The sequence below is a fragment of the Tsukamurella sp. NPDC003166 genome (assembly GCF_040611135.1).
In the GTDB taxonomy this organism is placed as follows: Bacteria; Actinomycetota; Actinomycetes; order Mycobacteriales; family Mycobacteriaceae; genus Tsukamurella.
This window is the reverse complement of sequence record NZ_JBEXNL010000014.1, coordinates 109,078-120,158: the sequence shown is the minus strand read 5'-3', so window position 1 is coordinate 120,158 and position 11,081 is coordinate 109,078. Positions and strand designations below refer to the sequence as shown.

14 protein-coding genes are annotated in these 11,081 nt (G+C 70.7%); 11 read left to right on the top strand and 3 right to left on the bottom strand.

Annotated features, from left to right (window positions below):
• Positions 1-303: HNH endonuclease signature motif containing protein (locus ABZX10_RS16435; RefSeq protein ID WP_355540294.1), on the top strand; the 303-nt coding region annotated here is incomplete at its 5' end.
• 9 nt (positions 304-312) lie between these two features.
• Here ABZX10_RS16435 and ABZX10_RS16430 read toward each other — a convergent pair.
• Positions 313-1,107 (bottom strand): ATP-binding cassette domain-containing protein, encoded by a 795-nt coding sequence (locus ABZX10_RS16430; protein WP_355541913.1) that lies wholly within the window; start codon positions 1,105-1,107, stop codon positions 313-315.
• 35 nt (positions 1,108-1,142) lie between these two features.
• Between ABZX10_RS16430 and ABZX10_RS16425 the strand changes: the two genes are divergently transcribed.
• Positions 1,143-1,901, top strand: a complete 759-nt coding sequence (locus tag ABZX10_RS16425) for a methyltransferase domain-containing protein (RefSeq protein WP_355541910.1) — start codon at positions 1,143-1,145, stop codon at positions 1,899-1,901.
• A 4-nt stretch (positions 1,902-1,905) separates the two neighbouring features.
• Here ABZX10_RS16425 and ABZX10_RS16420 read toward each other — a convergent pair whose 3' ends face one another.
• The gene (locus ABZX10_RS16420) at positions 1,906-2,811 is read right to left on the bottom strand and encodes a LysR family transcriptional regulator (RefSeq protein WP_355541907.1); all 906 of its coding nucleotides are present in this window, start codon (positions 2,809-2,811) and stop codon (positions 1,906-1,908) included.
• A gap of 71 nt (positions 2,812-2,882) precedes the next feature.
• On the opposite strand from ABZX10_RS16420, the gene ABZX10_RS16415 reads away from it, so the two are divergent.
• The 8 genes from ABZX10_RS16415 (at position 2,883) to ABZX10_RS16380 (ending at position 9,202) form a co-directional block, all read left to right on the top strand.
• Positions 2,883-4,109, top strand: coding sequence for an MFS transporter (locus ABZX10_RS16415; protein ID WP_355541904.1), 1,227 nt, complete (start codon positions 2,883-2,885; stop codon positions 4,107-4,109).
• Positions 4,110-4,123: 14 nt separating this feature from the next.
• Positions 4,124-4,900, top strand: coding sequence for an LLM class F420-dependent oxidoreductase (locus tag ABZX10_RS16410; RefSeq protein ID WP_355541901.1), 777 nt, complete (start codon positions 4,124-4,126; stop codon positions 4,898-4,900).
• Positions 4,901-4,933: 33 nt separating this feature from the next.
• Positions 4,934-5,479: a hypothetical protein gene (locus ABZX10_RS16405; RefSeq protein WP_355541898.1), complete on the top strand. Its 546-nt coding sequence runs from the start codon at positions 4,934-4,936 to the stop codon at positions 5,477-5,479.
• Entirely contained in the window at positions 5,476-6,003 is a 528-nt protein-coding gene (locus tag ABZX10_RS16400) for an RES domain-containing protein (protein ID WP_355541895.1), read from the top strand. Before ABZX10_RS16405 ends, ABZX10_RS16400 begins: the two co-directional genes overlap by 4 nt.
• Before the next feature lie 139 nt (positions 6,004-6,142).
• Positions 6,143-6,889: a phosphoglyceromutase gene (locus ABZX10_RS16395; protein WP_355541892.1), complete on the top strand. Its 747-nt coding sequence runs from the start codon at positions 6,143-6,145 to the stop codon at positions 6,887-6,889.
• Positions 6,890-6,959: 70 nt separating this feature from the next.
• Positions 6,960-7,256, top strand: a complete 297-nt coding sequence (locus ABZX10_RS16390; RefSeq protein ID WP_355541889.1) for a GNAT family N-acetyltransferase — start codon at positions 6,960-6,962, stop codon at positions 7,254-7,256.
• Positions 7,257-7,319: 63 nt separating this feature from the next.
• Positions 7,320-8,516: an ATP-binding protein gene (locus ABZX10_RS16385; protein ID WP_355541886.1), complete on the top strand. Its 1,197-nt coding sequence runs from the start codon at positions 7,320-7,322 to the stop codon at positions 8,514-8,516.
• Complete coding sequence (locus tag ABZX10_RS16380) at positions 8,513-9,202, top strand: response regulator transcription factor (protein ID WP_355541883.1); 690 nt, start codon at positions 8,513-8,515, stop codon at positions 9,200-9,202. Before ABZX10_RS16385 ends, ABZX10_RS16380 begins: the two co-directional genes overlap by 4 nt.
• On the opposite strand, the gene ABZX10_RS16375 is transcribed toward ABZX10_RS16380, so the two are convergent.
• Entirely contained in the window at positions 9,199-10,023 is an 825-nt protein-coding gene (locus ABZX10_RS16375) for a hypothetical protein (RefSeq protein ID WP_355541923.1), read from the bottom strand. The genes ABZX10_RS16380 and ABZX10_RS16375 overlap by 4 nt on opposite strands.
• Positions 10,024-10,071: 48 nt before the next feature.
• Here ABZX10_RS16375 and ABZX10_RS16370 point away from each other — a divergent pair, with 48 nt between their 5' ends.
• Positions 10,072-11,031 (top strand): Ppx/GppA phosphatase family protein, encoded by a 960-nt coding sequence (locus ABZX10_RS16370; protein ID WP_355541880.1) that lies wholly within the window; start codon positions 10,072-10,074, stop codon positions 11,029-11,031.
• Positions 11,032-11,081 lie beyond the last annotated feature (50 nt).

Sequence of the window (11,081 nt, the reverse complement as noted above, 5' to 3'; positions counted from 1 at the left end):
GACTCCCGGCAACGCCTGTTCCCCGACGGGCTGGCGGAGGTGATCCGGGTGCGGGACCGGTACTGCCGCACCCCGTACTGCGACGCGCCGATCGCGCACACCGACCACGTCACCCCGCACGCGAAGGGCGGCCCCACGAGTTTCGAGAACGGGCAGGGGTTGTGTGCGGCGTGCAACTACGCGAAGGAAGCCCCCGGCTGGCGCAGCGCAACCGTTGACGACGAATCCGGGCGGCACACCGTCGAAACCCGAACCCCGACCGGACATGTCCACCGATCCACCGCCCCCAACCAAGCGGCCTGAGCCGCCGATCTACGACCGCGCGGTCCAGCGACCGTCGTGCCGGGTGATGCTGATCGGATGATCGAACGCGCGGCTGATGGCGTCGGTGGTCAGCACGTCGTCGACCGCACCTGCCGCGGTGATGAGCCCGTCGCGGATGAGCACGGCGTGCGTGGTGGTCACGGGGATCTCCTCGAGGTGGTGGGTCACCAGGATCGAGGCGAGTTCGGGGTGGGCGCGCCGCGCACCGTCGACGGCTGTCAGGAGGATCTCGCGCGCGGCGAGGTCGAGCCCCGTCGCCGGTTCGTCCAGGAGCAGTAGCGCAGGCGAACCCATGAGCGCGCGGGCGATCAGGGCGCGGCCGCGTTCGCCCTGCGAGAGCGTCGGCCACACCGATTCCGCGTGCCGCGTCATGCCGAGGGAGTCGACGAGCTCATCGGCGCGTTCCCGCTGCGCGGCGGTCGGGGCCCAGCGGGGAGGGAACTCCGGTGTGTTCGTCAGGCCGGTGAGCACGACATCGCGCACGGACAGTGGAACATCCAGTCGGTGGCGGGGATTCACGTGTCCGATGTGCGTGCGCAGTTCTCGCATGTCGACCCGCCCGAGCCGCTTGCCGAGCACGTCGACGGTGCCGCGCGTGGGGTGGGTGACCGCGCCGCACAGCCCGAGCAGCGTCGACTTCCCGGCACCGTTCGCGCCGAGCAGCACCCAGTGCTCGCCCCGGCGTACCGTGAGGGAAACGTCGTCGAGGAGGGCTCGGCCGTTGCGGACCAGGTCCACGTGGGCGATGCTCAGCACGTGCGGGTCGTCGGTTGTTGCGGTCACGGTTCACCTCTCCACTCAATTGATTGGATGATTGTATGACTTCGCACCGGTGGGATCCATCGCAGTACCTGCGGTACGGCGACGAGCGCACCCGCCCCTTCCTCGACCTGCTCGCCCGGGTCCCCGGCGACGCGCGCACCGTCGTCGATCTCGGATGCGGCCCGGGCAACGACGTCGGGCCGCTCCGCGCCCGGTGGCCCGAGGCGACGATCCACGGCGTCGACTCGAGTGCGGAGATGATCGAGCGCGCCCGCGCCGACGTCGACGATCCCCGCGCGACCTTCGAGGTGGGGGACGCCGCCGCGTGGCGCCCCGGCGGCGACCGGCCCGACGTGATCGTCTCGAACGCCATGTATCAGTGGGTCGAGCGGCACATCGACCTGCTGCCCGCCACCGCCGACGGTGCCGGCCGTGCCTTCGCCTTCCAGGTTCCGGGCAATCAGGACGCGCCCTCGCACGCGCTCCTCGCGACCGTGGCCGCGGAGTTCGGAGTGACAGACTTCCGCCGCGTCGACGTCCGCGACCCCGCCGAATACCTAGCGGCGCTGCAGCGCCCGGGCTGGGACGTGGACGTGTGGGAGACCACCTACCTGCACGTCCTACAGGGCCCCGACGCCGTCTTCGAGTGGATCTCCGGCACCGGGGCGCGCCCCGTGCTCGCGCGGCTCGACGGTGCCGAGCGCGACGCCTTCGTCGCGCGGTACAAGGCGGTGCTCAACGCCGCCTACCCGCCCCGGGATTTCGGAACGGTGCTCCCGTTCCGCCGGATCTTCGCCGTCGCGGTCCGACGGTGAGCGTTCACCCCGCCTGATCGAGGGCGTAATCCCGGAAGGCCCGGACGGCGCGGGGGAGCGCGACATCGGGACGCCAGATGAGCCCGACCTCGCGCGTGGGCGCTGGGCCGGACATGGGGACCAGGACGAGTCCCGGCGGCCACAGCGGATCCTGGTCGACGGGGAGCAGCGCCACCCCCAGCCCGGCCGCGACGAGCCCCGCGACGGTGAACGATTCCGACGACTCGAACGCGATCCGCGGCCGGAACCCCGCTGCCGCACAACGCTCCTCGAGGATCCGGCGCAGGCCGAACTCGGGATGCATCGTGATGAAGTCCGCGTCGGCGGCCTCGGAGAGGTGCACGGACGGGCGCTCCGCGAGCGGGTGCCCCGCGGGGACCGCGAGGGCCAGGCGCTGCACCGCGAGCAGGCCGAACGCGACGGCGCCGGTGGCCGGCCGCGGCGAGACGATGGCGAGGTCGGCCTCGTCGGCGAGAACCCGCTCGGTAACGGTCCCGGCGGCGAACTGCGACAGCTCGAATCCCACGCGCGGCTCCCGCGCGCGGAACCCGGAGACGAGCCGCGGCACCAGGGCGACGCCGAAGGAATGCAGGAAGGACAGCCGGATCGTGCCCTGCGACGGGCTCCGGAGGTCGGCGATCTGCGCCCGCGCGGCCTCCAGCTCGGCGTGCGCTCGGCGCGCGTGGTCGAGGTAGATCTCGCCGCTGGCGTTGAGCGAGAGTCGTCCGTGCCGCCGGTCGAACAGCGGCGCCCCGATGCCCGCCTCGAGCCTCGCGAGCGTCCGCGACAGCGTGGGCTGAGTGATCCGCAGCGCGGCCGCCGCGTCGGTCATGTGCTGCGTCTCCGCCAATGTGATGAATCGCACGAGGTCGTCCGACGTGCTCGCGACGGGCCTATCACCTGCGGTCATGCGTTGTTTCTATCAGTATTGTCAGATCCATGCATTTCACACATCGGTGATGCCGGCGCAGGGTGAGGGTCATGACCGCCACCGTCCAGAATCTCGGGACCGCGCCACTCCGGGCCGGGACGCCCGCGTACCGTCGGACCACCCTGGCGCTGTTCGTGGCGGGCCTGACCACCTTCGGCTCGATGTACTCGACGCAGGCCGTGCTCCCCGAACTGACCCGGGTCTTCGGCGCGGCGCCCGCCGTCTCCGCGCTCGCGGTCTCCGTCACCACGGGCGTGCTCGCGCTGGCGATCATCCCCGTCAGCGCGCTCTCGGAGCGCTTCGGCCGGACCCGCGTGATGACGGTGTCGGCCGTCGCGGCGGTGCTCCTGGGCCTGCTGATCCCGCTCGCCCCGACGCTCCCGATGCTGCTGGGACTCCGTGCGCTGCAGGGCATCGCGCTCGCCGGCGTGCCCGCCGTCGCCATGGCGTACCTGGCCGAGGAGGTCGACGGGCGCGACCTCGGCGGGGCCATGGGGCGGTACGTCGCGGGCACGACGATCGGCGGGCTGCTCGGCCGCGTCGTGACCGCGGTGGGGCTCGACGTGATGGCCTGGCGCGGCGCCATGGAGGTCTTCGCCGTGGCGGCCGCGGCGCTCACCGTGGTGATGATCCGCACCCTGCCCGCGTCGAGATTTCATGTGCCGATGAAGGTCTCGGTCGGAACGACGGTGCGCGGCATGCTCGGCCACCTGCGCCGGCCGCAGCTCGCGACGCTGTTCGTGCTCGCCTTCCTGCTGATGGGCGGCTTCGTCAGCGTCTACAACTTCCTCGGATTCCGGCTCCTGGCAGAGCCCTTCGCGTTCGCGCCCGGCGTCGTCGGGCTGGTCTTCCTGATCTATCTCGCGGGGACCTTCTCCTCCGGTACGGCGGGTCGGCTCGCGGACCGGATCGGCCGCCGCGGGGTGCTCCTGGCCTCCATCGCGACGATGGGCGCGGGTCTGGTGCTCACGCTGCCGGATTCGACGCCCGCCGTGCTCGCGGGGATGGTCGTGTTCACCGCGGGCTTCTTCGCGGCGCACAGCGTCGCCAGTGGGTGGGTCGGGCTCCTCGCGACCGAGCACCGCGCGGAGGCCTCGTCGGGCTACCTGTTCTGCTACTATGCGGGCTCGTCGGTCGTCGGGGCGGCCGCGGGGCTGGCCTTCGCCGCCGCCGGCTGGCCGGGGATCGCGATCGCGGTCGGGGTGGGCATCGCGGCCGCGTTCGTCCTGGTCGTCGCGGTTCTTCCCGGTTCGGCCAGCGCGTCCGGGGAGCGCTGAGTAGCGTCGTTGTTATGCGCATCGGAGTCCAACTTCAGCCCCAGCACTTCGCCGAGTACCAGCAGCTGCGCGACGCCGTCGCCAAGCTCGAGGACCTGGGCGTCGACATCGTCTACAACTGGGACCACTTCTTCCCGCTCTCCGGCGACCCCGACGGCACGCACCTCGAATGCTGGACGATGCTCGCGGCGTGGGCCGAGCAGACCTCGCGGATCGAGATCGGCGCGCTCGTCACCTGCAACAGCTACCGCAACCCCGACCTGCTCGCCGACATGGCGCGCACCGTCGACCACATCTCGAAGGGCCGCCTGATCCTCGGCATCGGCTCCGGCTGGTTCCAGCGCGACTACGACGAGTACGGCTACGACTTCGGCACCGCCGGCTCGCGCCTCGACGACCTGGGCGCGGCCCTGCCCCGGATCACCGAGCGGTGGAGCAAGCTCAATCCCGCTCCCACGCGCGACATCCCGATCCTCATCGGCGGTGGCGGCGAGAAGAAGACGCTGCCGCTGGTCGCGCAGTACGCATCGGTGTGGCACTACTTCGTGGACCTGGAGACCTACCGGCACAAGTCGGCGGTGCTCGCCGAGGCCTGCGCGAAGATCGGCCGCGACCCGAAGGAGATCGCCCACAACGTCGCCATCCCGCGCGGCGTGGGTGTCGACGAGGCGCTCGCCTTCGCCGACCAGCTCGTCGCCGAAGGCGCGACGGAGTTCACGGCCGAGCTCTCGGCGCCGGCCTTCGACTACACCGTCATCGAGGCCCTGCTGCGCTGGCGCGACGTGCAGTAGCAAACGGACCGTGAACGGCGTAGATTCGGATGTATGAACACCTCCGAAGTGCGTCCGTCGGTCGATCTCGCCTTCGCCGATGCGCCGCTGCGGGTCGTGAGTTTCGCGGGGCTGTTGCATCGCACCACCGGTGATGTCGACTCGTATGCCGATGCGGTCACCGTCCTGCAGGGCCTCGGCGTGGGCAGACTTGCTGCGCAGTCCGCGCAACGGATGCTGGACGCGATCGTCGAGAGCCCGATCCCCGAGGCGGAGTGGGAACCGATGGCGGCCATCCTCGGCGACGAGCTCGCACTGCTCGTCGGGGTCTCGCCGTCGTCGATGGCGCGCTACCGCAACGGCTCACGGGGTACGCCGGACGGCGTCGCGGAGCGCCTCCACGTGCTGACGCAGATCGTCGCCGACCTCGCGGGCTCGTTCAACGACTACGGAATCCGTCGATGGTTCCGGCGCCCCCGCACGGCGCTCGGCGGTCGCGCACCGTCGGACATCCTGGCCGGGGAGTGGGACGCGGACGGCCCGGACGCCCGTGCGGTACGGGATCTCGCCGAGGCTCTCATCGCCGGGACGGGGGCATGAGGCTGTTCCGCAACGCCGATCGGCGCTACCCGTTCCTCTGGGAGAGCGGCGAACAACCGCCGGGCCGGTGGCACGGCGTCGGTGCGGGCCCTGTGCAGTACCTCGCGGATACGCCCGACGGTGCCTGGGCCGAATTCCTCCGCCACGAGGAGATCACCGAGGTCGAGGATCTCGCCGGCGTCAGTCGTGCGCTGTGGTGCATCGACATCGATCTGGGGGAGCCGGTGCGGGTCGACCTCCCGGAGTCTGTCCTCGTCGGTGGTGTCGACAGCTACGCGCAGTGTCGCGCGGCCGCCGGAGAACTCCGAGCGGCGGGGGCCACGGCGATCACTGCCCCGTCCGCAGCGCTGATGCCGGGCTCGGCCGGTGGGCAGCGGGTCTCGGGGGGCGCGATGGTTCCTGGCCCGGAGTGCGACGGTGCCGTCGTCGTGGCGTTCGGCGCCTACCCGGATGCCGAGGGATGGTGTGTCGTCGAGGACGGCCGCCCGCCCGCGTGGTTGCTCGATCACATCCGCGCTCGGTAGGTCACGACGGTGCGCCCGGGCGAGTCGAGGCCGCCCAGCGCGATCGCGGCCGGGAACAGCGGCTCGACGCGCCGCCGTCGGCGGAGGAGAGCTTCGCGGATCCGCGTGGACCGATCCGTCGGGCGATAGACTGCGCTCCATGACCTACGGCACCCTGATCCTGCTCCGTCACGGCGAGAGCGAGTGGAACGCGTCCAACCAGTTCACCGGCTGGGTCGACGTGGCCCTCACGGAGAAGGGGCGCGGCGAGGCGAAGCGCGGCGGCGAGCTGCTCAAGGAGAACGGCCTGCTGCCCGACATCCTCTACACCTCGCTGCTGCGCCGCGCGATCACCACCGCGAACATCGCGCTGGACGCCGCGGACCGGCACTGGATCCCGGTGGTCCGCGACTGGCGTCTCAACGAGCGTCACTACGGCGCCCTGCAGGGGCTGAACAAGGCCGAGACCAAGGACAAGTACGGCGACGAGCAGTTCATGCTGTGGCGCCGCAGCTACGACACCCCGCCCCCCGCGATCGACCCGGCGAACGAGTACAGCCAGACCGAGGATCCCCGGTACGCACTCCTGCCGCAGGTTCCGCTCACCGAGTGCCTGCTCGACGTGGTCAAGCGCTTCATCCCCTACTACCAGGCCGTCATCGAGCCGCAGGTCGCTCAGGGGAAGACGGTGCTGGTCGCCGCGCACGGCAACTCGCTGCGCGCGCTGGTCAAGCATCTCGACGGCATCTCCGACGCCGACATCGCCGCACTGAACATCCCCACCGGCATCCCGCTGACCTACTCGTTCAACGAGGACGGCTCGGTCGCCAACCCGGGCGGCACCTACCTCGATCCCGAGGCCGCGGCGGCCGGCGCGGCCGCGGTCGCCAACCAGGGCGGCAAGTAGCAGGATTTTCGGTACCGCCCCTTAAGTTCTCCTCAGGCGGGTCTGCGGACAACGGGATACCGTGGGTCACATGGCTGACGTGACTGTGACCCATTCTCCGGAGCGGGAGCGCTACGTACTCACCGTGGACGGCGAGCAGGCGGGCTACCTCGACTACGTGGACGAGATCGACGTCCGGCTGCTCACCCACACCGTGGTGCACGAGACGCACGCCGGGAACGGCTACGCGGCGGTCCTCACCAGGGCGGCGCTCGACGACGTCCGGGACTCGGGGAAGAAGGCCCGAGCCGTGTGCTCCTACGTGGCGAAGTACGTCGTGAAGCACCCCGAGTACGCCGATGTTGTCGAGGTGGCCGCCGACCGGTAACCGGTTGTTCACCAGTCGTTCCCGATGTGAAAGATCGGTCGGGAACCTGGGTACACTGACCGCGTGACTGTGGTCCTGTGCGTGGTGTCCGCCCTCGCGGGCGCACTCATCGGATGGCTCGCACGCCGGGTCCGGCAGCGGGTCGCTGCGCCGGTCGAGACCGGCCCCACCCGGATGACGGTGGCCGAGTTGCACCGCGCCGTTATCCGGGACTCGCCCACCGCACTGGTGGTGGTGGACAGGTTCCGCGACGTGATCCTGTGCAACGCCCGCGCTGAGGAGTTCTCCCTCGTCCGTGAGCAGCTCCTCGACGACCGGGTGTGGGCGGCCGCGTCCCAGGTCCTCGAGACCGGGACGCCGCGCACCGTCGAACTGACGATCGCGCGCCGGTCCGATCGCGCGAGCATCGCCGTCCGGTGCCGCGTGGACCTGATCCACGGCGGCCAGCCCGACGAGACGTACGCGGTGCTCTACGCCGACGACGACACCGAGAACCAGCGCATGGAGGCCACCCGCCGCGACTTCGTGGCGAACGTCTCGCACGAGCTCAAGACACCGGTCGGCGCGATCGGTCTGCTGGCGGAGGCGCTGCTGGAGTCCGTCGACGATCCGGAGGCGGTGCAGCACTTCGGCTCCCGCGTCCTCGTCGAGTCCACCCGCATGGGCAACATGGTCAACGAACTGATCGCCCTCTCGCGGCTGCAGGGCGCCGAGAAGCTGCCCGACCTCGGCGGCGTCGAGGTCGACGACGTGGTCGGCGAGGCCGTCGCCCGCGCCCAGGTGACCGCGGAGGCCAGCAACATCTCGCTCATCGTCGACGAGCCCTCCGGCCTGGAGATCCGCGGCGACGACACGCTGCTGCTCACCGCGCTGTCGAACCTCATCTCCAACGCGATCGCCTACTCGCCGCAGAACACGCAGGTCTCGATCAGCCGGCGCCTGCGCCCCGCCGCCGGTCCCGGCCGCGCCGCCTCGGTGGAGATCGCGGTGACCGACCGGGGCATCGGCATCGCCCCCGAAGACCAGGAGCGCGTCTTCGAGCGCTTCTTCCGCGTCGACAAGGCGCGGTCCCGGATGACGGGTGGGACCGGGCTCGGTCTCGCGATCGTCAAACACGTCGCCGCGAACCACGGCGGCACCATTAGGCTCTGGAGCAAGCCGGGCATGGGCTCGACCTTCACGCTGGTACTGCCGGCGCTGGGCGACCCGGACCCGGAACCTGCGGAGCGCGATGACCACAGTGAGGATGTACTGCGGTGACACACGTACTGATCGTCGAGGACGAGGAGTCGCTCGCCGACCCGCTCGCGTTCCTGCTCCGCAAGGAGGGGTTCGAGACCACCGTCGTGGGCGACGGGGCCGAGGCCCTACGGCACTTCGACGCCACCGGCGCGGACATCGTGCTGCTCGACCTCATGCTGCCGGGCATGAGCGGCACCGACGTGTGCAAGCAGTTGCGCGCCCGCTCGTCCGTGCCCGTGATCATGGTGACCGCACGGGACAGTGAGATCGACAAGGTCGTGGGGCTCGAGCTCGGCGCCGACGACTACGTCACCAAGCCCTACTCCGCCCGCGAGCTCATCGCCCGGATCCGCGCCGTGCTGCGGCGCGGTGCCGACACCGCGGCCGCCGACGGCCTGGACGACGGCGTCCTCGAGGGCGGCCCCGTTCGGATGGACGTCGAGCGGCACGTGGTCACCGTCGGGGGAGCGGCGGTGACCCTGCCGCTCAAGGAGTTCGACCTGCTCGAGTACCTGCTGCGCAACAGCGGCCGCGTGTTGACCCGCGGGCAGCTCATCGACCGGGTCTGGGGCGCCGACTACGTAGGCGACACCAAGACCCTCGACGTGCACGTCAAGCGCCTGCGCAGCAAGATCGAGGCCGACCCGGCCAATCCGAAGCATCTGGTCACCGTCCGCGGGCTGGGTTACAAGCTGGAGCCCTAGAGTTCCACGTACTTCATGTCGTAGGCCTGGCGCTCCTGCAGCTGCTCGGCCGCGACGGTGGCCGGGTGCACGGCGACGAGGGAGTCCTTGCGCGCCGCGCACTCCCGCGCCAGCGCCGCGTAGGCCGGCTCGCCGAGCAGCTCGGTCAGCTCGGGTGCGTAGCTCTGCCACACCTGCTGCGCCCCGACGTGCGCCTCGGGCGAGCCCGTGCAGTACCACTGCAGGTCGAGTCCGCCTGCGCCCCAACCCCGCCGGTCGTACTCGCCGATCGTGGTGCGCAGGATCTGCTCGCCGTCCGGCCGCTCGACCCACTCCTGGGTGCGCCGGATCGGAAGCTGCCAGCAGACATCGGGTTTGACGGTGAGCGGTTCCACGCCGGTGCGCAGCGCCATCGCGTGCAGGGCGCAGCCCTCCCCGCCGGCGAACCCGGGGCGGTTGAGGAAGATGCAGGCACCGTCGTACCTGCGGGTCCGGATCGCGGGCTCGTCGTCGAGGTCGTCCTCCTCGAGATATCCCTTCTTGCCCAGGCCCTTCGAGCGGAACTGCCAGTCGGCGTCCGTGAGCTTCGCGACGGCCTTCTTGAGGCGCTTCCGATCGCCGGAATCCGACAGGAACGCGCCGTGGCTGCAGCAGCCGTCGGTCTCCCGGCCCGGCTCGATGCCGTGGCACGAGCTGGTGCCGAACATGCACGTCCAGTGCGAGAGCAGCCACGTGAGGTCCGCCGCGATCAGGTGGTTCGGATCCGCGGGATCGGGGAACTCGAGCCACTCGCGCGGGAAGTCCAGCGGTACTTCCGGAACGGGCCGCCGCAGGCCGGGCATGGGAAGGTCGGTCACGGCATCCACGGTAGTCGGGTCTAGATTGGCAGCGTGAGATTGGGAGTACTCGACATCGGGTCCAATACGGTGCACCTGTTGGTGGTCGACGCCCACTGGGGTGCGCATCCGACTCCGATGAGCTCGACCAAGGCCACGCTGCGGCTGGCCGAGAAGATCGAGCCGAGCGGCCGCCTCAGCCAGGCCGGCGAGGACGCGCTGGTCTCGTCCGTCACCGAGTTCACCAACATCGCCACGAGTTCGGGCTGCGCGCAGGTGATGGCCTTCGCGACCTCCGCGGTGCGCGACGCCAGCAACACCGACAGCGTCCTCGCCCACGTCAAGGCCGAGAGCGGCGTCGACGTCGAGGTGCTCTCGGGTGTCGACGAGTCCCGCCTCACCGCCCTCGCGGTGCGCCGCTGGTACGGCTGGAGCGTCGGCCGGGTGCTCAACATCGACATCGGCGGCGGCTCACTGGAGATGAGCAACGGTGTCGACGAGGAGCCCGATGTCGCGCTGTCGCTGCCCCTGGGCGCGGGACGCATCACCCGCGAGTGGCTGCCGGAGGACCCGCCCGGCCGCCGCCGCGTGAGCATGCTGCGCGACTGGCTCGACGCCGAGATCGCCCCCGGTGCGGAGCGCCTGCTCGCGGCAGGAACCCCGGACATGGTCGCGGGCACGTCGAAGACGATGCGCACGCTCGCGCGCCTGACGGGGGCCGCACCCTCGTCCGCCGGACCGCGGGTCAAGCGCACCCTCACCGCGAGCAGCCTGCGCCAGCTCATCGGATTCATCAGCCGGATGACGGCGGCCGACCGGAAGGAGCTCGAAGGGCTCAGCTCCGATCGCGCGGGGCAGATCGTGGCCGGCGCGCTGGTGGCCGAGGCCGCGATGCGGTCGCTGAAGGTCGAGGCGCTCGACATCTGCCCGTGGGCGCTGCGCGAGGGCGTGATCCTCCGCTATCTGGATACGCAGGCGGGTTTCACGCCGGAACACAGCGGTAAAGTCCAGTAAATGCTGTGCGTAAGATGGTAGATCGCCGCGCGCGCCGTCACGGTCGCGGC